This window comes from Micromonospora tarensis (assembly GCF_016803395.1).
In the GTDB taxonomy this organism is placed as follows: Bacteria; Actinomycetota; Actinomycetes; order Mycobacteriales; family Micromonosporaceae; genus Micromonospora; species Micromonospora tarensis.
The window spans coordinates 29,558-55,845 of the sequence record NZ_JAEVHL010000006.1; the positions used below are offsets into that span (position 1 = coordinate 29,558).

5 protein-coding genes and 1 pseudogene (1 of these 6 cut by a window edge) are annotated in these 26,288 nt (G+C 73.5%); all 6 read right to left on the minus strand.

Annotated elements, in window-relative coordinates; all coding sequences use genetic code 11:
• Entirely contained in the window at positions 1-3,693 is a 3,693-nt protein-coding gene (locus JM949_RS02590; RefSeq protein WP_203146852.1) for a non-ribosomal peptide synthetase, read from the minus strand.
• Positions 3,582-4,970: an AMP-binding protein gene (locus tag JM949_RS38395; protein WP_203146853.1), complete on the minus strand. Its 1,389-nt coding sequence runs from the start codon at positions 4,968-4,970 to the stop codon at positions 3,582-3,584. Before JM949_RS38395 ends, JM949_RS02590 begins: the two co-directional genes overlap by 112 nt.
• Entirely contained in the window at positions 4,967-7,039 is a 2,073-nt protein-coding gene (locus tag JM949_RS02600) for a condensation domain-containing protein (protein ID WP_203146854.1), read from the minus strand. The genes JM949_RS38395 and JM949_RS02600 overlap by 4 nt, the downstream gene beginning before the upstream one ends.
• Entirely contained in the window at positions 6,940-13,479 is a 6,540-nt protein-coding gene (locus tag JM949_RS02605) for a non-ribosomal peptide synthetase (protein ID WP_203146855.1), read from the minus strand. The genes JM949_RS02600 and JM949_RS02605 overlap by 100 nt, the downstream gene beginning before the upstream one ends.
• A complete protein-coding gene (locus JM949_RS39530; protein ID WP_407664681.1) occupies positions 13,365-14,924 on the minus strand; it encodes a non-ribosomal peptide synthetase in 1,560 nt (519 codons plus the stop codon). The genes JM949_RS02605 and JM949_RS39530 overlap by 115 nt, the downstream gene beginning before the upstream one ends.
• A pseudogene (locus JM949_RS02615) lies at positions 14,904-26,288 on the minus strand (amino acid adenylation domain-containing protein) (its annotated part continues 5,450 nt past the right edge of the window); the annotation flags it as partial. The gene JM949_RS39530 and the pseudogene JM949_RS02615, both read right to left, overlap by 21 nt.

Consider the following 26,288-nt stretch of genomic DNA (forward strand, 5'->3'; position numbering starts at 1 on the left):
TCACTCCACCAGGTACTGGCGGAGAATCTGGGCGACCTCGGCGACCGGGCCCGGTTGCAGTAGCTGCCGGTGCTCGCAACGCACGTCGACCGCGTCGATCCGACCACTGACGTACGGCCGCAGTTGCGCCGTCCGCTCGGTGGTGACCTCGGCGGCGGTTGCCGGATCCGCCGCCGCCACGACGAGGAGCAGGTCGCCGTCGAAGACGCCCGGACGGTAGTCCACCACCAGGTCCCAGTTGTTGTTCGTCACCTCGCCGATGCGCAGGATGTGCTGCTCGTCGAAGCTGGCCAGTGAGCTGCCCTCGGCGCGCAGGACCGTCATCACCTCGTCGTGGTCCAGCGGCCCGGTGCCGAACGTGGCCGGGTCGTGGCCGACAAAGTCGAGCAGCGCGCCGAGCACCTTCTCCTCGTCGGCGACCGGGATCTGCCCGGCGACCATCTCACGGGTCATCGGCGGCTGGTCCAGATTGGCCAGCAGGGCGACGCGCTCGCCCCGTGCCTGCAACTGGAGGGCGACCTCGTGGGCCAACAGGGCACCCATCGACCACCCGAGCAGATGGTACGGGCCGTTCGGCTGGACGGACCGGATGACGGTCAGGTACTCCTCGGCCATCTCGGGGATCGAGCGGGGCAGCTCGGCCGGGGCGGAGAGCCCGCGTGCCTGGATGCCGTACAGGCCGACCTCCGCCGGCAGGTGTCGCAGCAACCCGCCGTACACCCAGCTGACACCACCGACCGGGGGCAGGCAGAACAGCGGCGGGCGGGAGCCCCCGGTGCGCAGCGGCAGCAGCAGGCCGAAGCCGTCGCCCTGCCCGGCACCGCCGTCGAGCAGGTCGGCGAGTTCGGCGACGGTCGGCGCCGCGAACAGGCCCCGGTTGGTCAGCGTGCCGCCCAGCGTGCTCCTGATCCGGCTGGTGAGCTGGATGGAGACGATGCTGTCGCCGCCCAGCTCGAAGAAGTTGTCGTCGATGCCGACCCGGGGCACGTTGAGCACCTCGGCGAAGAGTTGGCAGAGCACCTCCTCGCGTGGGGTACGCGGGCCACGGGAGGTGGCCGAGCCACCCGCCGCGGGAGCGGGCAGCGCCGCCCGGTCCACCTTGCCGTTCGCCGTCAACGGCAGGTTCGCCAGCGGCACGACGACGCTCGGCACCATGTACTCCGGCAGTGTCCGGGCGATCCGGGCACGCACGTCCGCCGGGTCGACCGCAGCCGGCACGAGGTAGGCCACCAGCTGTTTGCGCCCCGGCTCGTCCTCGCGGACCAGCACGGTCGCCTGAGTCACGTCCGGATGCTCGGTGAGCGCCGCCTCGATCTCCCCCAGCTCGATCCGCAGGCCGCGGACCTTCACCTGGTGGTCGACCCGGCCGGCGAACTCGAGCTGACCGTCGGCGTTCCAGCGCACCAGGTCGCCGGTGCGGTACATCCGCCCGGCCCGTGGGTCGAACGGATCCGCCACGAAGCGCTGCGCCGTCAACCCGGCCCGCCCGAGGTAGCCCCGGGCCACCCCGGCACCGGCGATGTACAGCTCGCCGAGGACGCCGGCGGGGGTCGGCGCCAGCCGGTCGTCCAGCACGTAGACGCGCATGTTGTCCAGCGGGCGGCCGATCGGAACCGTGTGCGTGACGCTCTCCGCCACGGTCATCCGGTACGACGTCGCGAACGTGGTCGTCTCGGTGGGTCCGTAGCCGTTCGACACCGCGAGGTCCGGGCACGACTCCAGCACCCGACGGACCACCGCGGGCAGCAGTTGGTCACCGCCGGCCCACAGCTCGCGCAGGCCGGCGAAGCAGCTCGGGTCCTGCTCGGCGAGCAGGTGCATCAGCGCCGCGGTGAGCCAGAGCGCGGTGATGCCGTGGTCGGCGACGAGTTGGCGCACCGCCGAGGCATCGAGCTGCCCGGGCGGCGCCAGCACCAGCTCACCGCCGTTGAGCAGCGGCACCCACAGCTCGTAGGTCGAGGCGTCGAACGCCAGCGGCGAGTGCACCAGGACCCGTTCGTGCCCGTCGCGCCAGCGCCGGTCGGCGGTGAGCGCCAGGATGTCGCGGTGCGTCACCCCGATGCCCTTCGGCCGGCCGGTGGAGCCGGAGGTGTAGATGATGTAGGCGAGCTGGTCGGGGTGGGGGTTCCCCGGCAGTTCGATGCCAGCATCGTCGGCGTCGGCGTCGGCGTCGGCGACGAGCACCGGAACGTCGGCGGCGAACGGAAGCGGCATCGAGGCGCTGTCGGCGAGGACCAGCCGCGCGTCGGTGTCGTCGAGGATCAGCTCGATCCGGGCCGCCGGGTATCGACTGTCCAGCGGCACGTACACCGCGCCGGCACGCAGCACCGCGAGCAGCGAGACGATCTGGGTCAGCGAACGCTCCTGCAGCACGGCCACCCGCGACTCCGGCCCGACGCCGGCGGCGACCAACCGACGGGCCAGCCGGTCCGCCCGCGCCGCCAGGCCGGCGGCGCTGAGGATCCGCGCGCCGTCCACCAGCGCGATCGCGGCGCCGGACCGTCGGACCCGGGCCGCGAAGGCCTGCGGCACCGACATGTCCCTCGGGCCGGCGGCGGTGGTGTCGTTGTACTCCTCGACCAACCGGCGTCGTTCCGCCTCGGCCAGCAGCTCGATCTGGGTGATCGGCCGGTCCGGCTCGGCCATCGCGGCGGTCAGCAACAGCACCAGCCGGGCCGCCATCAGTTCGACGGTGGCCCGGTCGAACAACGCGGCGTCGTAGTCGATGACCCCGTCCAGCCCTCTTCCCCCAGCGCCCTCGCCACCGGCGAAGTTGAAGAAGAGGTCGAACTTGGTGACGCCGGACCGCACGGTCAGCGGCGTCATCGACAACCCCGGCAGCGCCAACTCCCCCGCGCCGTCGGCGGTGAGGCTCACCAGCACCTGGAACAGCGGGTTGCGGGCCAGCGACCGGGCCGGGTTGAGCTGCTCGACCAGCCGCTCGAACGGCACGTCCTGGTTGGCGTACGCGGCCAGGTCAACGGCGCGGACCCGGTCCACCAGGGTCCGGAAGTCGGGATCCCCGCTGGTGTCGGCCCGCAGGACCAGCGTGTTGACGAAGAACCCGACCAGGTCGTCGAGTGCCTCGTCGGTACGGCCGGCGACGACCGTGCCGAGCGGAACGTCGGTGCCGGCCCCGAGCCGGGTCAGCAGCGCGGCGACGCCACTCTGCAGAACCATGAACAGGCTCGCCCCGCGTTCCCGGGCGAACGCCGTGAGCCGGGCGGCCAGCGGCGACGGGATCGACACCCGCACCTGGCCACCCCGGTTCCCGGCGACCGGCGGACGGGGCCGGTCGACGGGCAGGCGCAGCTCCTCCGGCAGGCCGGCCAGGGCCCGCGTCCAGTAGCCAAGCTGCTGGCTGATCGGGCTGTCCAGGTCCTCCTCGTCGCCCAGGACGTCGCGCTGCCAGAGGGCGTAGTCCGCGTACTGGACCGGCAGCGGCGGCCACGAGGGCGTTCGCCCGTCGGTCCGGGCCGCGTACGCGGTGGCCAGGTCGCGCCCGAGCGGCCCCATCGACGCGCCGTCGGCCGCGATGTGATGCAGCACCAGCAGCAGGATCGACTCGTGTTCGGTGACGGTCAGCAGGTGCGCCCGCAGCGGCGGCTCGACCGCCAGGTCGAAGCCCCGCAGCGCCAGCCGCTCCAGCACCTCCGGAACCTGCTCCTCGGCGGCGGTGAGCTGGTCCAGCACCGGGCCGCCTCGGCGGCGGACAGGATGCGCTGATGCGGCACCCCGTCGACGTCCGGGTAGATCGTCCGCAGGCTCTCGTGTCGACCGGCCAGATCGGCGAGCGCCCCGCGAAGCGCGGCCACGTCGAGCTCGCCGGTGAGCCGCAGGGCCAGTGGCATGTTGTACGAACCGCTGCTGCCCTCCACGGCATTGATGAACCAGAGGCGCCGCTGGGCGAACGACAGCGGCAGCACAGCCGGGCGCGGTCGGGGTTCCAGCGCCGGCCGGGCGGTCGCGGCGGCGTTCACCCGCTCGGCCAGCGCGGCGACGGTCGGTGCCTCGAACACCGCCCTGATCGGCAGGTCGACGCCCAGGACGGCACGAACACGGTTGACCAGCCGGGTGGCCGACAGCGAGTGGCCGCCCAGATCGAAGAAGACGTCGTCGACCGTGACCGCCGGCAGCCCGAGGACCTCGGCGAACAGCTCGGCGAGCGCCCGCTCCTGCGGCGTGCGGGGGGCTCGTCCACCGGTGCTGACCTCGTAGCGCGGCGCGGGCAGCGCCGCCCGGTCGAGCTTCCCGTTCGCGGTCAGCGGCAACGCGTCCATCGGCACCACCGCGGCGGGCACCAGGTGCTCGGGCAGCCGTTGGCGCAGCCACGCCCGCAGCGCACCGCTGTCGACGGCGGAGCCGGTGACGTAGGCGACGAGCTGCCGCTGGCCAGCCTGGTCGGCGCGGACCAGCACGGCGGCCTGGGTCACGCTGGGATGGTCGACCAGCACACCCTCGATCTCGCCGGGTTCGATCCGATGGCCGCGTAGCTTGATCTGGCTGTCGCTGCGACCGACGAAGTCGAGCGATCCGTCGCCACGGCCGCGCACCAGGTCACCGGTCCGGTACAGCCGCCCGCCCGTGCCGTGCGGGTCAGCGACGAACCGGGTCGCGGTGAGCCCGGGCCGTCCCGCGTAGCCGCGGGCGAGCCCGTCGCCGGCCAGGTACAGCTCGCCGACCACGCCGACGCCGACCGGACGCAGCCGCTCGTCCAGCACGTACAGGCGAACGTTCCACAGCCCGGTGCCGATGGGCGGATGGATCGCCCCCGACAGCGGCGCGCTCATCGACACCGCGACCGTGGCCTCCGTGGGCCCGTACGCGTTGAGCAGCCGCCGATCGCGCGACCAGCGCTCGACCAGCTCCGGCGCGGGTGCCTCACCGCCGACCACGAGCGTGCGCAGGCCGGACAGCGCGACGTCCGGCAGGGTGGTGAGAACGCCGGCCGACACCTGTACGTGCGTCACCTCGGCGGTGTCGATGAGGGTGACCAGGTCGTCGCCGGTCGCAGTCGTCCACCAGGGGCCAGCACCAGCGTCGCCCCGGACAGCAGGGTCATCGCCACGTCGCCGATCGACGGGTCGAACGAGGGCGACACGGCCTGTAGCACCCGGTCGCCGGGTTGGATGGAGAGCCGTTCGGCGTGCGAGCCGGCCAGCGCCGGGAGGCCGGCGTGCGACACCACCACACCCTTGGGGGTACCGGTGGAGCCGGAGGTGTAGATCATGTAGGCCGCGTGCTCCGGCCGCAGCCGCACCGGCGGCGCGGTCGCGGCCCGCGCGGCGACGGCCGCCTCCACCGCGGCGTCGTCCAGGACGATGGTCCGGCCCGTCCAGGCGCCGGAGACCGCTGTGGCCACCGAGGTGACGGTCAGCACCAGTGCCGGCGCGGCGTCCGCGAGCAGCCAGCTCAGCCGCTCGGCGGGCAGCTCGGCGTCGACCGGGACATAGCTGCCACCGGCCCGCCAGACGGCCAACATCGCCGTCAGCCACAGCGCCGAGCGGGGCACCACGACCGCCACCACGGATTCCGGTCCGACGCCCTGATCGGCCAGGTGAACCGCCAGCCGGGTGCTGGCGGCGGCCAGTTCGGCGTACGTCAGCTGCCTCCCGCTGGCGACGTCCGTCACCGCGGTCCGGTCCGGCCAGGCCGGCAGGGCGGCGTCGAACAACTCAGCGAACCCGCCGGACGGCACCGGTCGGACCGGGCCGTGCCACTGGGTCAGCACCTGCTCCCGCTCGGCGGCCGGCAGCGCCTCGGCGTCCGTGACCGGCTGCTGCGGGTCGGCGGCGAACGCTTCGAGGATGCCTTCCAGCCGCTGCGCCAGCAGGGCGACGGTGTCGGCGTCGAAGACGTCGGTCCGGTGGTACAGCCGCACTGAGAGCTGCTGGCCGGTCTGCCCGGAGGCGAGGGCCAGCGGATAGTGGGTGGCATCGCGGATGGTGCCGTCGACCACCCCGAGGCCGTGGGTCGCCTCCGCCAGGCCCCCGACGTCGACCGGGAAGTTCTCGAACACGGTCGCGGTGTCGAACAGCTCGGAGTGGCCGGCCAGCCGCTGGATCTCGCCCAGCCCCAGATGCTGGAACGGCAGCAGGCCCAGTTGCTGCTCGCGGAGCCGGACCAGCACGTCGAGGAGGGTGTCGGCGGGCTCGACGCGAACCCGGACCGGCAGGGTGTTGACGAAGAGACCGACCATCCGGTCGACGCCCGGCACATCCGTCGGACGGCCGTTGACCGTCTCGCCGAAGACCACGTCCCGCCGCCCGGTGAGCCCACACAGGAGCAGGCCCCAGGCCCCCTGAACGACCGTGTTCAGTGTGAGACCGTGCCGACGCGCCTGCGCCCCCACCAGGGCGGTGGTCCGGGCCGGCAGCAGCCGCGCGACCGGGTCGGGCCGCATCGGCGGGCGGTCCCGCCGGGCCGGCGCGACGAGGGTCGGCTCGTCGAGGCCGGCCAGCGCGGCGCGCCAGGCCTCGGCGGCGGCCTGCGGGTCCTGCTCGGCCAGCCAGGCGAGGTAGTTGCGGAACGGCACCACCGGGGGGAGCCCGCTGTCGTCACCGCCCGCGCCGTAGAGCGCGAACAGCTCGCCCAGCATGATCGGGCCGGACCAGCCGTCGAGCAGGATGTGGTGATGGGTCACCAGCAGCCGGTGCTTCTGCTCGCCGGTACGCACCACGATGAACCGGATCAGCGGGGGCCGCCGCAGCTCGAAGCGCTGCGCGAGGTCCGCCGCGGTCAACCTGTCGAGTTCCGCCGCGAGCGCGTCGTCGGCGAGCCCGCGCAGGTCGGTCTCCACCCACGGCACCTCGACGGCACGGTGGATGGCCTGCACCGGTTGTCCGTCACTGTCGGAGCGGAACTCCGCGCGCAGGTTCTCGTGCCGGCGCAGCACCGTCTCGGCCGCCCGGCGCAGCGCGACCCGATCCAGCTCACCGGTCAGATCGAAGACGAGCTGGACGTTGTACAGGTCGACACCGCGCTCGTCGTAGCGGGCGTGGAACAGCAGCCCGGCCTGTAGCGGCGCCAGCGGCAGCACGTCGGGTTCGTCGGCGGCGCCGGAGCCGACGCCGGCCCGGCGGAGAGCGCCGCCACCGCCTCCAGCATCCGGAACCACTCCGTCGCCAGGTCGCGGACCTCCGCCTCGGTCAGCACCTCACGTGGCCAGGTCCAGTGCGCGACAAGGCGCACACCGTCGGCATGGGTGACCGCTGTGGCGTTCACGTTCAGCGCGTGGGGCAGCGCCATGTCCGCGTCCGCCATCCGGCTCAGGTCCGGACCACCGCCCTCGGCCGGTTCGTCCGGGCTGTCCTGCGGCTCGCTCGCCGAGCCGAGGCGGCCCAGGTAGTTGAAGCCGATCTGGGGAGCCGCGAAGCGGGCCAGCACCGGGCCGGTCTGCGGGTTGAGGTAGCGAAGCAACCCGTAGCCCAGCCCGCTGTCCGGGATGTCGGCCAGTTGCCCGGCCACCCTGCGCAGTGCCGCCGCGAGGTCGGGGACCCGGCCGTCCTCCCCCACCACCGTGCCGGGGTCGATCCGGGCGGGGTAGGAGCTGGTGAACCAGCCGACGGTCCGGGACAGGTCGACGTCCGGGAACAGCTCCTCACGCCCGTGCCCCTCCAGATTCACCAGCACGGCGGAGCCCTCGTTGCGGCCGGTCCGGCGGCGCCAGCCCGCCACCGCGAGAGCCAACGCGGTGAGCAGGACGTCGTTCACCCCGACACCGTGCCGGGCCGGAACCGCGCCGAGCAGCGGCTCGGTGATCCCGGCCGGCAGCCGGCACTCGATGAGCCCGGCGGTGCCGAACGTGTCGCGGGCCGGGTCGAGGGGGCGCGTTCCGAGCGGTGGGTCGTCGGTACCGAGCAGCTCCCGCCAGAGCGTCAGCTCGCGCATCCGGTCGGGCTGGTTGGCTTCCACGGCGAGCTGCGCGGACCAGCTCCGCAGCGAGGTGCCGACCGGCGCCAGCTCGACCGGCCGACCGTCGAGGCACGCCGCGAACGCCTCCTGCAGGTCGGGCAGGAGCACCCGCCAGGAGACCCCGTCGATGACCAGGTGGTGGGCGATCACGGCGAGCTGTCCGGGACGGCCCGCCCCGGAGTCGAACCAGACGCAGCGCAGAACCACGCCGTCGTCCGGGCTCAGCTCGCCCTGCGCCGTCGTCACCCACTCGGCCGCCCACGCCTCGAGCGCCGGGTCGTCCGGGTCCTGATCGGAGCCGTCCACGTGCCGCACCACCTGGTCGGCGCGGACCGCGCCGGGCGGCGCGATCGTCAGCGACCAGCCGAAGTCGGGGCCGAGCCGGTGCAGGGTGCAGCGCAGCGCGTCATGGTGGTCAAGCACCGCCTGCACCGCCGCGAGCACACCCGCCCGGTCCAGGCCCGCCGGCACGGGCACCGACATGGTCTGGTTGAAGTGTTCGATCGACCCACCGCTCTCCCGCAACCAGTGCATGATCGGGGTGAGGGGCAGCTCTCCGGTTCCGTCGGTGGACGCGGCCGTGCGGGCCGGTTCCGGCTCGTCCAGCACACCGATCGCCGCCGCCAGCGCGGCCGGGGTCCGGTGGGTGAAGATGTCGCGCGGAGAGAACCGCAGACCGGCCGCCCGGGCCCGACTGACCAGCTGCATCGAGACGATGCTGTCGCCGCCGAGCTCGAAGAAGCTCTCGTCGACGCCGACCCGGGCCAGCCCCAGCACCTCGGCGTACAGGTCGCAGAGCAGCCGTTCGGTAGCGGTACGCGGTGGGCGGGCCGCCGCACCCGCACCGAACTCGGGGGCGGGCAGGGCGCGGCGGTCGACCTTGCCGTTGCTTGTCGACGGAATCGTCTCCAGGACCACGAACGCCGCGGGCACCATGAACTCCGGCAGCGTCGCCACCGCGTGTTCCCGGAGCACCGAGACGCTGATCGAGCGGCCGGCACCGGGAACCACGTAGGCCACGAGCTGGCGACGTCCGGGCTGGTCCTCACGCGCCAGTACGACAGCCTGTTCGACGTCGGCGTGCGCGGTGAGCACCGACTCGATCTCGCCCAGCTCGATGCGGATACCGCGGATCTTGACCTGGGCGTCGCTGCGCCCGGCGTACTCGAGACTGCCGTCCGGCCGCCACCGGGCGAGGTCGCCGGTGCGGTAGAGCCGGGAACCGGGCGGGCCGAACGGATTCGCGACGAAGCGCTCGGACGTCAGACCCGGCCGGTTGGCGTACCCGCGGGCAAGCCCCGGACCGCCGACGTACAACTCCCCCACCACCCCGACGGGCAGCGGCTGCATCCCCGCCGTCAGCACGTAGACCGACGCGTTCCACAGCGGACGGCCGATCGGCGGCACCTCGCCGTGCTCCAGCGGGTCGCTGATGGTGGCGCAGACGGTGGTCTCGGTCGGCCCGTAGGCGTTGACCATCAGTCGGCCCGGTGCGTACCGCGCGACGAGTTCCGGCGCGCACGCCTCACCGCAGGCCATCAGGGCCATGCCGGCCGGCAGGCCGGGCACCGGCAGGGCGGCGAGCGCCACCGGCGGCAGCATGGCGTGGGTGATCCGCCGCTCGGCGAGCAGCGCCGACAGATCCGGGCCGGGCAGCAGCCGCTCCGCCGGGGCCAGCACCAGCGTGGCGCCGGCCAGCAGGGTCGCCGACATCTCCGAGAAGGCGGCGTCGAAACTCGGCGAGGCGAACTGCAGCATCCGGCTGCCTGGCCGGACCTCGAACTTCTCCGCCTCGGCACCACCGAGACTCGCCGCGCCGCGGTGGGTGACCACGACACCCTTCGGCCGCCCTGTCGAACCGGACGTGTAGATCACATAGGCGGCGTTGTCGACGGAGACCGAACGTGGCGACCACGGCGCGCCGGCGGTCGCCGTCGGGTCGTCCAGCAGCAGGACGACGGCGTTCGTCGACGGCAGGGTGGGGGCGAGCGCGCCGGTGGTGAGCAGGGCGGTCGGGGCCGCGTCGGTCAGCACGTAGTCGATGCGCTCCGGGGGATAACCCGGGTCCACCGGCAGATAGGCCGCGCCGGCCTTGAAGACGGCCAGCACCGCGACGACGAACTCCACGGATCGTGGCAGCACCAACGCGACCCGCTGCTCCAGGGCCACCCCGGCGGCGACCAGCCGGGCCGCCAACGCCTCGGCGCGCCGGTTCACCTCGGCGTAGCTGAGCACCAGGTCGCCGTCCTCGACGGCGGGCGCGTCCGGAGTGTCGCGGACCCACCGCTCGAACAGCTCGGCCCAGGTCTGCTCCGGCACCGGGTGTGCCGAGTCGTTCCACTCGACGAGGACGCGGTGCCGCTCCTGCGCCGACAGCAGGTCCAGTCGTCCGGCTGGTTGCCGGGGCGCGGCCACGAAGCCCTCCAGGGCCGACACCAGCCGGGCACCGAGCGCCCGCGCGGTTGCCGCCTCGACCAGGTCCGGCCGGAACGACAGGTGCAGCGACAGCTCCTCGCCGCGCAGCGCCGCGGCCAGGCTGAGCGGATAGTGGGCGGCGTCCTTGACCTCCGCGTCCGCGACACCCAACTCGTCGGCCGAACGCTGCAGGCTCTCGACGTCGATCGGGTAGTTCTCGAAGACCACCAGGGTGTCGAACAGCTCACCGACCCCGGCCAGCCGGGTCACCTCGGCCAGCCCGAGGTGCTGGTGCGCCATCAGCCCGGCCTGCCGCTCCTGCAACTCGCCGAGCAGGTCGGCCAGCGGCGTCGCCGGATCGATTCGCAGCCGGACCGGCAGGGTGTTCACGAACAGGCCGATCATGGCCTCCACGCCCGGAAGCTCGGGCGGACGGCCGGCCGAGGTCGCGCCGAAGAGCACGTCGGAGCGGCCGGTGAGCTGACCGATGGTCAACCCCCAGGCGCCCTGCACGACAGTGTTCACGGTGAGGCCGGCGGTGCGGGCCGCGCCGGCCAGATCCGTGGCGAGACCCGCGCGCAGCGGCAGCGCCACCCGCTCGGGCACCACCGGATCGCGTCGCACGTCGCCGGCCACCACGAGCGTGGGCTCGTCGACCCCGTCCAGCGCGTCCCGCCACGCCGCGTGCGACGCGGCGCGGTCCTGCCCGGCCAGCCAGACGAGGTAGTCGCGGAACGGCACCGGCGCCGGCAGCGCCGAGTCGTCGCCCCGGGTGCCGTACAGCGCGTACACCTCCGCCATCAGCAGCGGCATCGACCAGCCGTCCAGCAGGATGTGGTGCACCGTCAACACGAACCGGTGCTCGTCGTCGCCCAGCCGGATCAGCGCGCAGCGCAGCAGTGGCGCACGGCTCAGGTCGAACCGGGTGGTGCGGTCCTCGGCGAGCACCCGGTCGAGTTCGCTCCCCCGGATCGCGTCCGGCAGGTCCCGCAGGTCGGTCTCGACCCAGTCCGGGTCGACGTCGTCCGCGATCACCTGCACCGGCGGGCCGGACGCGCGCATGACGAACGACGCGCGCAGATTCGGATGCCGGCGCAGCACGGTCCGGATCGCGGCCCGCAGCGCGACGGCGTCGACGGTGCCACGCAGTTCGATGGCGGCCTGGATGGTGTAGACGTCGGGCACCTTGTCGTCGTCGTACTGCGCGTGGAACAGCAGGCCCTCCTGCAACGGCGCCAACGGCAGCAGGTCGGACAGCGCCGGGCAGCCGGCGGCCAGTTGGTCGATCTCGTCCTGCGTCACCTCCAGCAGCGGCACGTCCGAGGGAGCGAGGCCGGCGACGTCCGGCCGGTCGGCGAGCGCCGCCAGGTCGGCGAGGGCGGCGAACCACAGCTCCGCGAGGGCACGAACGTCGGCGTCGGTCAGCAGCTCCGCGGAGTACGTCAGGGTCGCGACGACCCGCTCGCCGTCGGAGGTCTTCTGGACTGCGGCGTTGAGGTCGACGGCCAGGGAGAGCGGCATGTCGGCGTCGGCGCCCGCGAGCTGGCGGACCGGCGCGGTCGAGGGTTGGTCCGGACCGTCGTCGACAGACACCCCGATCCGCCCGAGGTAGTTGAAGCCGACCTGCGGCTCGGCGAGGGCGGCGAGCTGCACCGAGGTCTCCGGATTGAGGTGACGCAGGAGGCCGAAGCCGAACCCCTTGTCGGGTACGCCGCGCAGTTGCTCCTTCACCGCCCGCAGCGCCGCCGACACGTTGGCCGCCGTGCCGTCGTGGCCGCCGCCGGCGTCGAGGCGGACCGGGAACAGGTTGGTGAACCAGCCCACCGTGCGGGAGAGGTCGACTCCGGGGAGGTCGTGGCGACCGTGCCCCTCCATGGCCACCAGCACCGAGGTGCCGGCCCGGTCGGCGCGCCAGCGCGGCAGCGCGAGCGCCAGCGCGGTCAGCAGGATCTCGTCGATCCCCGCGCGGAACATCGTCGGCACCCGTTGCAGCAGCGCGTCGGTGAGCGCGGCCGGCAGCCGCACCGGCAACTGCCGGCCCACGGCGACCACGTCGCGGGCCGGATCGAGCCGACGCGGGGTCAGCAGCGGGTCCGGCGCGGCGAGCACGTCACGCCAGTAACCCAGCTCGGCCACCCGGACCGGGTCGGCGGCCAGCTCGACCAACCGGTGTGCCCAGCCACGCAGCGAGGTGCCCACCTGGTCCAGGAGCACCTCCGCGCCGTCGGCGGCCGCGCGCAGGCCCGCCTCGACGTCGGGCAGCAGGATGCGCCACGACACGCCGTCGACCGCGAGGTGGTGCACGACCAGCAGGAGTTGCCCCGGCGCCTCGGGGCCGGCGTCGAGCCAGACGACCTGGATCATCCGACCGGCGCGTGGGGAGAGCCGCGCCGACGCCGCGCGGATCTGCTCGGCGGCGACCGCGTCGATCCGGGCGGGCGACAGCCCGGTGACGTCGACCCGGCGGACGCAGTCGGCGGGCGAGACCGTGCCGGGCCGGGGCACCTCGAGCGACCAGCGGTCCTCGGCGTCGACGACCAGACGCAGCCGCAGCGCGTCGTGCCGGTCCAGCAGGGCGGCCACCGCGGCCTGTACGTGCGCGCTGCGCAGCCCGGCCGGAACCTGCGTGGACATGGTCTGGCTGAACCTGTCGACAAGCCCGCCACGTTCCCGCAGCCGATGCATGATCGGGGTGAGCGGCAGCTCGCCGACGCCGTCGTCGGTGACGACCGGCGCCACCGCGGCCACCGGTCGGGCGGCCCGGGCCAGCCGTTCCACAGTGCGGTGCGTGAACACGTCCCGGACGCTGAGCACCAGCCCGGCCTTACGGGCCCGGCTGGCCAACTGGATCGAGACGATGCTGTCGCCGCCCAGCGCGAAGAAGTCGTCATCGAGGCCGACCTCGGGTTGGCCGAGCACCTCGGCGACCAGGGCGGCCACCGTCGTCGCCGGTTCGCCGACGGGTGGACGCCGCCGGGGCGCGGTGGGCGCCTCGGGCGCCGGCAACGCGGCCCGGTCGAGCTTGCCGTGCGCGGTCACCGGCAGCGCGTCGAGAACCACCACCGCGGACGGCACCAACTGCTCGGGCGCGAGGCCGCGGGCGTGCTCCAGGATGTCCTCGGTCGTCGGCGCGCGGCCCGGCCGGGCCACCGCGTAGGCGACAGCCGGCGCAGCCCCGGCACGTCCTCGCGGACCACGGCGGCGGCCCGGTCCACGTCGGGATGGTCCGCCACGACCGCCGCGACCTCGCCCAGCTCGATGCGGAAACCGCGCACCTTGACCTGGTCGTCGCCGCGACCCTGGAAGCGCAGCGCGCCGTCGCGGCGCCAGCTGCCCAGATCGCCGGTGCGGTACAGGCGGGACCCGGGTGGCCCGAACGGGTTGGCGACGAACCGCTCGGCCGACAGTCCGGCGCGGCCCAGGTAGCCGCGCGCCAACTGGGCCCCGGCGATGTAGATCTCGCCCGACACGCCAACCGGGACCGGCCGCAGGGCGGCGTCCAGCACATAGATCCGGGTGCCCGCCACCGGTCGGCCGATCGGCACGGTACGCGGCTCCGGGTCGTCCGGAGTCCACGTCATCGAGGTCACCTGGATCGTGGTCTCGGTCGGGCCGTACAGGTTCACCACCCGCACGCCCCAGTCGCGGGCCACGTCCCGGGCGAGCGCCACCGGCAGGGCCTCGCCGCCGGCGAAGACCCGAGCGAGCCGGTGCTGCCCACTCGGTGCCGGCAACGCGGCCAGCAGCGACGGCGGGAACTGCGCGACGGTGACGCCGACCCGCTCGACGAACGCGACCAGGTCGGCCCCCTCCCGGCCCACCTCGGCCGGGGCCAGCGCCACGGCCGCGCCGTTCAGCAGCGGCAGCCACAGCTCCCAGCCGGCCGCGTCGAAGGTCACCGCGGTGCGGGCGAGCACGACGTCGTCAGGCCCCACCGGGTGCGCCGCGGCAAGCCAGCGCAGTTGGTTGGCGAGCCCGGCGTGGGTCACCACGACTCCCTTGGGCCGGCCGGTCGAGCCCGAGGTGTAGATGACGTACGCGACGTTGTCCGGCCCGACCGGGTGCCGGCGCACCGGCTCGTCGCGCCAGGTCTCCGGCCGGTCGGCCAGCACCGGGCGGTCACCGAGTTCGGGCCGGGCGTCCGCCGTCGCGGCACTGGTCAGCACCAGTTCGGGCGCCAGGTCGGCGAGCAGGGCGGCGATCCGGGCGGCAGGCTGCGCCGGGTCGATCGGCGCGTACCCGGCGCCCGACTTCAACACGGCCAGCAGACCGGTCACGAGGTCGGCGGAGCGCGGCAGGGCGACCGCCACCAGCCGTTCCGGACCGGCGCCTCGCCCGGTGAGTTCGCCGGCGAGACGGTCCGAGGCGGCGTCGAGCTCGGCATAGGTCAGGGTGCGCTCGTCGGTGATCACGGCGAGGGCCTCGGGGGTTCGCCGTGCCTGCGCGGCGAACAGCTCCACGACGTTCGCGTCGGTCCGCGCGGTGTCCGTGCTGTTGAACTCGGTCAGCACCAGTGCCCGCTCGTCGGGGGCGAGCAGGTCGATGGTGCCCACCGGCCGCTCGGGCGCGGCGGCGAAGGCGGCCAGCGCCCGCACGAACCGAGCCAGGATCCGTTCGGCGTCCGCCGCCCCGAACGCGTCGTTCAGGTGGTCCAGTCGGACGGTGCAGGTGTCCCCGCGAAGCGTCGCCGCCAGGCTGAGCGCGTAGTGGGTCGCGTCGACGGTGCCGCCGGAGACGGCGCCGAGGCCGGCCGCGGCGCGCTCCAGGTTCTCCGCGTCGAGCGGGTAGTTCTCGAAGACCGCCATGGTGTCGAACAGGACCCCGGAACCGACGGACCGTTGGATCTCGGACAGCCCGAGGTACTGGTACGGCACCAGCTCGGCCTGCCGGTCCTGAAGGGACCGCACCACTTCTCTGACCGGCGTCCCGCCGGCCAGCCGGACCCGGACCGGCTGGGTGTTGATGAACAGACCGATCATCCGCTCGGCGCCGGGCAGCTCCGGCGGCCGGCCCGACACCGTGCCACCGAAGACGACGTCGTCGCGGCCGGTCAGCTGGCCGAGCACCAACCCCCAGCACGCGTTGACGACACTGCTCATGGTCAGCCCGAGTGACCGGGCTCGGGCGACCACCGACCGGGTGAGGTCGACCGGCAGCGTCTCGACAAGCATGCCGGGCAACGCGGATTCGCCACCGGCGGAGTCCCCGTCGCGGTGCGCCCCCAGGTCGGGGGCGACCAGGGTCGGGCCGTTCAGCTCGGCCAGGCAGTTCCGCCAGGCGTCGATGGCCTCGGCCTGATCCTGCGCTGCCAGCCAGGCGAGGTAGTCGCGGTAGGGCGGTACCGGCGGCAGCACGCTCTCGTCGCCGTCGGCGTCGTACAGCGCGAACAACTCCCCGGAGAGCAGCGGCACGGACCAGCCGTCCAGGAGGATGTGGTGGGCGGTCAGCACGAACCGGTACCTGTCGGTGTCCAGCCGACGAGCGTGAAGCGCAGCGGCGGCCGGCTGAGGTCGAAACCCCGGGCCCGGTCGGTGCCGAGCAGCCGGAGCAGCTCTGGTTCGCGCTCGTCCGGCGGCAGGCCGCTGAGATCGAACTCGTCCCAGTCGGGTGCCGCCTCGCGCTGGATGACCTGGACCGGCTCACCCGAGCGGCGGTTCCGGAAGCCGGCCCGCAGGTTGTCGTGTCGCCGCAGCACGACCGCGGCGGCCCGGCGCAGCCGGTCGGCGGACACCTCACGACGCAGGTCCAGCGTGAGCTGGATGACGTAGATGCCGCTCGCCGCCTCCTCGTACAGCGCGTGGAACAGCAGACCCTTCTGCAGCGGGGACAACGGCCACACGTCTGCGAGGCCCGGCTTGGTCATCGTGTTGATCCTCTCCGCGAACAACCGCAGCTCAGATGAGGTCGTCCTCAAATTCGTCGATCTCGTCCTGAGACAGGTCAAGCAGTGCCAGGTCGGAGGGGGTGAAGCCGGTCGCGTCCGACGCCCGGCGTAGCTGACGATCGCCTCCATCGCGGCGAGCCAGCAGTCCGCCAGCAGGCGCACCTCGGCCTCGCTGAGCAACTCGCTCGGCCAGGAGAAGTTGGTCAGCAGCGACACACCGTCCGCCCGGTCCTGGGCAAGCGCGTTCACGCTCACCGTGTAGGCCAGCGGGGCACCGGGGTCGTTGCCGCCACCGATGCTCTCGACCGCCTCGGCGGCGATCGACCAGGCCGCCGGGTCCGCCTGCCCGGTCGGGGCGCTGCGCGTCTCGAACCGGCCCAGGTAGTTGAACCCGACCTGCGGCTGCGGCGCGGTCGCCAGCAACGGAGCGGTCAGCGGGTTGAGGTGACGCAGCAGCCCGTAGCCGACGCCCTTGTCGGGCACCGACCTCAGTTGCTCCTTGACGGCCTTCAGGGCCAACCCCGCGTCCGCCTCGCCCGACCAGACCGGTGCGCCGGTTCCGGCGTCCACACCCGGGTCGAGGCGCACCGGGAACAGGTTGGCGAACCAACCGACGGTACGGGAGACGTCCATCCGGTCGGTCGGCTCCGGGCGGCCGTGCCCCTCCAACCCGACCAGGAGACCGCCGTCGGGCAGGTCACGCTCACCCCGCCACCGGTTGACGGCCAGCGCCAACCCGGTGAGCAGCACCTCGTCGAGGCCCGCGTTCAGGACCACCGGCACCCGGTTGAGCAGCGGCTCGGCGACATCCGCCGGCACCACGACCACGAGTTGCCGGGCCGAGGCGACCACGTCGCGGGTCGGATCCACCCGGCGCGCCGCGAGCAGCGGATCGGGTGCCGCGCCGACACCACGCCAGTACTCGAGCTCGGCGGCCCGGGCCGGGTCCTCCGCGCTCTCGGCCAGCTGCCGGGCCCAGGTGCGGAACGAGGTTCGGCTCCGCTCGAGCTGAGGTTCGGCGCCGGCGACCACCGCGTCCCACGCGGTGCGCAGGTCCTCGTTCACGAACCGCCAGGAGATGCCGTCGACGACCAGATGGTGAACCATCAGCATCAGCCGACCGGAGGTCTCGGGGCCGGCGTCGAACCAGACCGCGCGCACCATCACCCCGTCGCGCGGCGCGAGCGCCGTACGGGCCCGCGCCTGCTCGGCGGTGACCACGGCGAGCAGGTCGTCGCTCGGCACACCGGCGGTGTCCACCCGGTCGATGATCTCGGCGGCCCGGACCGCGCCCGGCTGGGCGATCTCCAGCTTCCAGCCACCGCTGCCCGGGCCGCCGCGGAGCCGGGCCCGCAGCACGTCGTGGTGGTCGAGCAACGCCTGCACGGTGGCGGCCAACCGGGTGGCATCGCAGCCGATCGGCAACTGCAGCAGGTTGGCCTGATGCACCCCGTCGATCGGTCCGCCCCGCTCCAGCAGGTCCAGCATGATCGGCGTGACCGGCACCTGACCGAGCGCGTCCTCGGGTCGCTCGACCGCCGACGGCTCGTCGGTGAGCGTCCGGGCCACCCGCGCCACGCCGCGGACGGTTCGCTCGGCGAAGACCTCGCGCAGGGTGAAGGAAAGTCCGATCTTGCGGGCCCGACTCGACAGCTGGATCGAGACGATGCTGTCGCCGCCCAGCTCGAAGAAGTCGGCGTCCGGGTCGATCGACTCGAGCCCGAGCACCTCGGTGAAGATTCCGGCGAGCACCCTCATCCGCTCGTCCATGTCGAACTCCGGGACGGTGTCGTCCGGCTCGTGCGCCGTCGACGCGCGCTCCGCCGTGGCGGTGGGCCGCCAGCGGTCGAGGCCCCCGCCGTCCAGGTCACCGACCGGGCGGTCGGGATCGACGGCCAGCTCGGCCAGCAGCGACCGCAGCCCGGCGACGAACCGGTCGACCTCCTCGGTCCGGAACATGTCCGGCCGGTACCCGAGCCGGAACCCCATCTCCGCACCGGCCAGGCCGGCGTCGAGGGTCAGCAGGTAGTGCGTCGCGTCGCTGGTGTGCAGCCCGGCGACGCGCACCTCCATACCGCTCTCGGGGTCGTCCCCCGCCCCGGCCGGCATGTTCTGGAACACCACCAGGGTGTCGAACAGCTCGCCCTGCCCAACCGAGCGTTGCAGGTCCACCAGGCGCACGTGCTGATGGTTGACCAGCGCCGTCTGGCGTTCGCGCAGTCGCCGCAGCGCCTGGCCGACCGACTCGGCGGGATCCAGCGGCACCCGGACCGGGACGGTGTTGATGAAGGAACCGACCATCCGCTCGACGTCGGGCACCTCGGGCGGACGGCCGGAGACGGTCGCCCCGAAGACGATGTCGTCCTGCCCGGTCAGCCGGCGCAGCAGCAGGGCCCAGGCGAGCTGCACAACGGTGTTCATCGTGACGCCCTGGCCGGCCGCGAGCGCCACCAGCGCGGCCACCTGGTCACCGGGCAGGTCGACACTGACCTTGCCGGGCAGCACCGAGGCACGGTGCGGGTCGTGGTCGGCGAGCAGGCTCGGCCCGGCCAGGCCGTCCAGCTCCTGCTCCCAGGCCAGCCGCGTCGCGTCGCCATCCTGCACCACCAGCCAGGCGAGGAAGTCCCGGTAGGCCGGTGCCGGCGCGACGCCGTCCGCGCCGGCCGCGTACAGCCGCTGCAACTCGTCGATGACGATCGGGGTGGACCAGCCGTCGAGCAGGATGTGGTGCAGGTTGATCGCCAGGCGGTACCGGTCCGGACCCAGCCGCAGCAGCAGGCAGCGCAGCAGCGGCGGGTCGGCCAGGTCGAACCGGTGCGCCCGGGCCGCGGTCAGCTGCCGGTCGAGTTCGGCGGCCCGCTCGGCGTCGTCGAGACCGCCCAGGTCAAGGTACGACCACGCCGGCCGCGCCGCACGGGGAATGACCTGGTAGGGACGGTTCAGCCCGTCCTGGAGGAAGCCGGCCCGAAGGTTCGGGTGGCGCCGCAGCAACGCCAGCACCGCGTCCCGCAGCCGATCCGGCTCCACCGGTCCGTGCAGGTCGATGCCGAGTTGCAGGTTGTAGACGTCGACCCCGTGCTCGTCGTAGAGCGCGTGGAAGACCATCCCCTCCTGTAGCGGAGTGAGCGGGAGCACGTCGTGCAGGTCCGGGCGTGCGTGGACCAGTCGGTCCACGTCGGCCTGGTCGATGGCGACGAGCGGGAAGTCCGACGGGGTACGAGCGATGGTGTCGTCCTGCCGGCCGTGCTCGGCCAGCTCGGTCACCACCTCCCGCCACGTCGAGACGAACTCGTCCACCTCGGCCTCGGTGAACAACCCGGCCGGCCACGACCACCGGCTGTACAGGCTCGGGCCGTCCGGTCCGTCCAGGGCGGACATCTGTACGGCGAGCGCGTGCGTGACCGGGACGTCCGAGTGGTCGACGCTGCCGGCCAGGGCCTCGTCGTCGGCCTCCCAGGCGCCATCCACCGGTGCCTCGGAGCCGACCGTCCGCCCCAGATAGTTGAAGGCGATCTGCGGACTGGCGAGCTGGGCCAGCACCGGCGCGGTCTGCGGGTTGAGGTGTCGCAGCAGGCCGAAGTGGAAGCCGTGCGCGGGCAGCGTCGCGAGCTGCTCCTTGACCCGCTTGATGGCAGCGCCGAGGTCGGCTCCGTCGGTCAGCGACCGCAGCCGGACCGGCGCGTACGCGGTGAACCAGCCGACCGTGCGGGACAGCTCGGCGCCGTCGATCTCCTGGCGTCCGTGCCGCTCGACGTCGACCAGCACACCATCGGTACGACCGCGTCCCCGGGCGGCGCTCCACCGTTCGACAGCCACCCCGAGGGCGGTCAACAGGATGTCGGCCGCGCCGGTGGCGTAGCGGGCCGGCAGTCGGGTCAGCAGCGGTTGCGCCTCGTCGGCCGGCACCGTGAGTTCGACCGAGCGCAGCGCGCCGGTGACGTCCTGACCGCGGTCGAGCGGTCGGTGCGCCAACTGTGGATCGCCGGTGCCGAGCAGGTCGGTCCAGACCGGCAGCTCGTCCAGCACCTCCGGCCGGCTCGACCGGGCCACCAACTTCTCCGCCCAGGCCCGGAACGAGGTGCCGATCGGCGCCAGCGCCACCGGTCGTCCGGCGCTGACGGCCTCGTAGGCCTCGCGCAGGTCGGGTAGGAGGATCCGCCAGGAGACCACGTCGACCGCCAGGTGGTGCACGACCAGCAGGAGCTGGGACGTGCCGTCCGGTCCCGCGTCGAACCAGACGGCCCGCAGCACCTCGCCGCGCTCGGGGTCGAGCCCCTGCTGCGCCTGCGCCTCCGCGGTCCGCAGCGCCTCGGTCAGCGCCGCACCGGACAGGCCGTGCACCGGCACCCGGCGCAACAGCCCGTCGGCGAGACCGGATTGCTGCGGTTGGGTTTCCAGGCTCCACAGTTGGTTGCCGCCCCGACGCGTCAGCCGCAGTCGCAGCATGTCGTGGTGGTTCACCAGCGCCTGTAGCGCCGTGGTCAGCCGGTCCTCGTCGCAGCCCGCCGGCAGGCGCAGCATGACCTGCTGACTGAAGCGGTCGACCGGGCCACCCCGCTCACGCATCCAGTGCATGACCGGCGTCAGCGGCACCGCGCCGATTCCGTCCGCGTCGCCTTCCTGCCGGGTGGACGTGTCAGTGCTGGCGGCGGCCGCGAGATCCCCGATGGTGCGGTGGCGCAGCACGTCGCCGGCGGTGAACCGGATACCGGCGCGCCGCGCCCGGCTGACGAGTTGGATGGACACGATGCTGTCGCCGCCGAGGTCGAAGAAGCCGTCGTCGATGCCGACCGAGGCCACCCCGAGCAGCTCGCCGACCAGCGTGCAGAGCACCTCCTCGGTGCGGTTGCGTGGCGGCCGGGCGCCGTCCGTACTGGCGATCACGGGTACCGGCAGGCCGGCCCGGTCCACCTTGCCGTTCGGGGTCAGTGGCACCGCGTCGAGCACCACGACGACTGCCGGGACCAGCTGCTCGGGCAGCCGGTCGTGCAGCCAGGCCCGCAGGTCGGCGCCGGTCACCCCGTCGCCGGCGGTGACGTACGCGACGAGCTGCCGTTGCCCCGGCTGGTCCTCACGCACCACGGCGACCGCCTGGGCCACCGCGGCGTGCCCGGCCAGGACGGCCTCGACCTCACCGAGTTCGATCCGATGCCCTCGGATCTTCACCTGGTTGTCAGCGCGGCCGACGAACTCCAGCTCCCCGCCGGCACGCCAGCGCACCAGGTCCCCGGTGCGGTACATCCGGGCCCCGACGGCGCCGAACGGCTCCGCGACGAAGCGTTCGGCGGTCCGGCCGGGCAATCCGAGGTAACCACGGGCGACGCCGTCACCGGCGATGTACAGCTCGCCGACAGTGCCGACACCGACCGGCTGCAACCGGGCGTCCAGCACGAACAAGCGGGTGTTCCACAGCGGGGTACCGATCGGCGGGTGCTCCGCGCCGTCGAGCGGGGCGCTCATCGACGCGGCGACCGTCGTCTCGGTCGGGCCGTACACGTTAAGCAGTCGCCGGCCCCGCGACCATCGGCCCACCAGCTCCGGCGCCGCCGGCTCGCCGCCGACGACGAGGGTGCGAAGGCTGCTCAGTGGTACGTCGGGAAGCGTCCCGAGCACACCGGCGGTGACCTGCAGGTGGGTGATGCCGTGCCGGTCGATCAGATCGGTCAGCTCCTCGCCGACGGGAAGCCGGGACCCCGGGGCCAGCACCAGCGTCGCGCCGGACAGCAGGGCCGTCGCCAGGTCGGCGATCGACACGTCGAACGACGGTGAGACGGCCTGCAACACCCGGTCGCCCGGGGCGATGCCGAGCCGCTCGGCGTGCGCGCCCGCCATGCTGGCGAGGCCGGTGTGCGTTACCGCCACCCCCTTGGGCACGCCAGTGGACCCGGAGGTGTAGATGAGGTAGGCCGCGTTGGAGGCCAGCACCGGCAGCGTCGACTCGACCGGCGCGCCCGCCGCCACCTGGGCGGCGACGCGCGGCTCGTCCAGGATGACGCAGCTACCCGCCCACGCCTCGGTGACGGCCGTCTCGACCGCGCCCAGAGTGAGCACCACCTCGGGCGACGCGTCGGCGAGCAGGGTCCGCAGCCGCTGCGTGGGCAGCGCGGTGTCGATGGGCAGGTACACGCCGCCGGCCTGCCAGACCGCCAGTACGGCGGTCAGCCAGGACACCGACCGGGGTACGGCGACCCCGACGACCGACTCGGCGCGCACGCCCAGGCCGGTCAGGTACGCCGCGAGCCGGTCCACGTCGGCCGCCAACTCGGTGTACGACAGCGTGGCTCCGGTCGTCGCGTCCACCACGGCCGGCAACTCCGACCATGCGGCGGGACGCTCGGCGAACAGTGCCGCCATCGATCCCGATGACACCGGGCGGGTGGCGGCGCCCCACTCGACGAGCACCCGCTCGCGCTCCGCCGCCGGCAGCAGGGGCAGGTCGTGGACCGACACCTCCGGCTGAGCGGCGGCAGAGCGCAGCAGCGTGCCGAGCGCGGCGGCCAGCCCCTTGATGGTGCCCTGGTCGAACAGCTCGGTGAGGTAGTTCAGCCGGCCGCGCAGACCGGCCGGCCGGCCCTGCGCGTCGAACTGCTCGGCGATCTCGACGCACAGCTCCGCCTTGGCGGCGGCGTTCTCGACGGTGACCGGTTCGACGGTCAGCCCGGGCATCTCGAGTCGTGCCGGCAGGTTGTTCTGGAATACCAGGAACACCTGGAAGAGCGGGTTGTACACGGTCGACCGGCCGGGCCGCAGCGCGTCGACGAGCTGTTCGAACGGCAACTCCTGGTGGGAGTACGCGGCGAGGTCGCTGGCCCGGACCCGGGCCAGCAGTTCGACGAAGGTCGGCTCGCCACCGGTGTCGGTCCGCAGGACCAGGGTGTTGACCAGGAACCCGACCAGTTCGTCGAGTTCGGGCTCGGTACGCCCGGCGACCGCGGTACCGATCGCTATGTCGGTCTCCGAGCCGGAGCGGGCCAGCAGAACGGCGAGCGCGGCCTGGAGCACCATGAACAGCGTGACGTGGTTGGCGCGGGCCAACTCGGCCAGGCGCTCGTGCGACTCCGCGTCGAGCGCGAAGTCGACGGTGTCGCCGGCCGTTCCGGTCTGCCCGGACCGGGGCCGGTCGGTCGGCAGCGGCATCTCGTCCGGCAGGCCCTCGAGCGCGCTGCGCCAGTGGTCGAGCTGCTGGTCGCCGAGGCCCTCCAGCAGCTCCCGCTGCCAGAACGTGTAGTCGGCGTACTGCACGGCCAGCGGGGTGAACGACGGCGGGTGGCCGGCGTGCCGAGCCGTGTACGCCACGGACAGGTCCCGGGCCAGCGGGGCGTTGGACCAGCCGTCGGTGGCGATGTGGTGCACGGTCAGCAGCAGCACGTGCTCGTCCGGACCGCAGGCGAACAGCGTGGCCCGCAGCGGCAGCTCACCGGCCAGGTCGAAGCCGCGATCGGCGGCCTCGGCGAGCGCGACGTCGAGGTCGTCCGGCCCGGTCACCACCTGCTCCACCACCGGCAACTCGACGTGCTCCACCGGGAGGATCCGCTGGTACGGCCGGCCGTCCTGGTCCGGGTAGACGGTGCGCAGGCTCTCGTGCCGACCGACCACGTCGTTGAGCGCCGCGGCCAGCGCGTCCCGGTCGAGCCGGCCGGTCAGCCGGATGCCGATCGGAACGTTGTAGGCGCCGCTGGGGCCGTGCAGCCGGTTGAGGTACCACAGTCGCAGCTGCGCCGACGACAGCGGAATCCGCTCCGGTCGCGGACGCGGTACCAGCGCGGGTCGCACCGCGTCGCCGAGCGGGCTCGCGGCGAGACGCGCCGCCATGCTGCCCGGCGTCGGCGCGTCGAACACCGCCCGTACCTCCAGCGCGGGGCTGAGCGTCGCCCGGATCAGGCTGGTCAGCCGGATCGCGCTGAGGGAGTTTCCGCCGTGGCTGAAGAAGTCGTCGTCGACGCCGACCTCGTCGACGCCGAGCACCTCCGCGAACAGGCCACAGAGGATCTCCTCCTGCGGCGTGCGGGGGGCCCGGGCATCGGCCGCGGTGGTGAAGTCGGGCTGCGGGAGGGCGGCCCGGTCGAGCTTGCCGTTCGCGGTCAGCGGTAGGGCGTCGAGCACCAACACGGCGTCCGGGACCATGTACGCCGGCAGCGCCTCGGCCAGCCGGCTCCGCAGGGTCGCCGGGTCCAGCCGGTGCCCGGCGGCCGGCACCGCGTAGGCGACCAGCGCGGCGTCGTCGGCGCGGTCGGTGCGGACGATGACGGCCTGGCCGGCCACCCCCGGGCAGGCGGCCACCGCGGCGGCCACCTCGCCCAGCTCGATCCGGAACCCGCGCAGCTTGACCTGGTCGTCGGCCCGGCCGACGAAGACCAGATCGGGCCGGTCCGGGTCGGCGTCCCGGCCGGGCACCCAGCGGGCCAGGTCACCCGTGCGGTACATCCGCTCGCCCGCCGGGCCGAACGGGTCCGGGACGAACCGCTCGGCGGTGAGCGCGGCCCGGTTGAGGTAGCCGCGGGCCAGACCCGAGCCGGCCAGGTAGAGCTCACCCGCGGTGCCGAGCGGCACCGGGCGCAGGCGGGCGTCCAGCACGTAGGTGCGGGCGTTGCCCTGTGGACGGCCGATCGGCACCGGGCCGGCCAGCGCGGGAGCCTCCGGTTCGATCAGGAACTCGGTGCAGTTGACGGTGGCCTCGGTCGGCCCGTAGACGTTCCACACCCGGGCGTTCGGGTGCTCGGCGCGCCAGGACTGCAACGCCTCGCCGTTGAGCGCCTCGCCGCCGAGGAGCAGTTCGGTGCTGGGCGAGAACCGCGCCGGCAGCGCCGCGAGCAGCGGCAGGTGGCTTGGCGTGGCCTTCATGAAGGTGGCCGGAGTGTCCGCGAGGCGGCGGCCGACCTCCGGGTCGTCGTGCAGCTCGGCGAGCAGCACGGTGCCGCCGACGACCAGGGGGGTGAACAGCCCGGTGACGGTCAGGTCGAACGACACCGGGGAGTGCACGATGGTCAACCCGGTGGCACCCGGGTAGGTCTGCCCGGTCCAGGTCAGGTAGTCGACCACCGAACTGTGCGTGACCACCACGCCCTTGGGCCGTCCGGTGGAGCCGGAGGTGTAGATGACGTAGGCGGGGTGCCGCACATCCAACGGGGCGATCCGCTGCCCGTCGGTCGGGTCGGTGGTCGGCTGTTCCCGGGTCGCGCCGGCGACGCCCGGGGCGTCGAGCACCAGCCGCGGCACGTCGGTGCCGGGCAGCTGTCCGTCGATCTCGCGGTTCGTGACCACCAGCGCGGGGGCCGCGTCGCCCAACATGTAGGCGATCCGCTCCGCGGGATAACCCGGATCGATCGGCACGTACGCCCCGCCGGCCTTGAGCACCGCCAGCAGGGTGACCACCAGCTCCGGGGACCGGTCCAGGGCGACCGCGACCAGCCGCTCCGGGCCGACGCCACGGGCGATCAGCTCGTGGGCGAGGCGGTTGGCGCGCGCGTTCAGCTCGGCGTAGGACAGCTCCGCGCCGGCGTGCACCACCGCGGTCGCCTCGGGCGTGCTGGCCACCGCGGCCTGGAAGAGCTCGACGACGGTGACCGGCGGGACCGGGACGATCGGCCCCCGCCACGCGGCGTCGCGCGGCACCTCGCCGGCGGCCGCGTCGAGCTGGCCGACCGGGGTGTGCGGCGCGGCGACGAACGCCTCGATCAGCTGGTTGAACCCGACGGCGGCGGTGCTGACGGCGGCGGCACCGATCACCTCCGGCTGGAAGTACCAGTTCACCAGCATGCGGCGTTGCTCGTGCATCACCACGATGCCCAGCGGGTAATGGTTGTCGCCCCGGGTGTCGACGTCGGTCAGTTCGAGGCCGGCCACCACATCGGTGGTCGCGGTCGGGAAGTTCTCGAAGACCACAGCGGTGTCGAAGAGGGTGGACAGGCCGGCCAGCCGTTGCAGGTCGGTCAGTCCGAGGTAGTGGTGGGCGAGCAGCTCCGCCTTGCGTTCCTGCAGCTCGGTGACGATGGCCAGGAGCGAGCGTTGCGGGTCGACGCGCACACGTACCGGCACGGTGTTGCTGAAGAGGCCGACCATGCGCTCCACGCCGGGC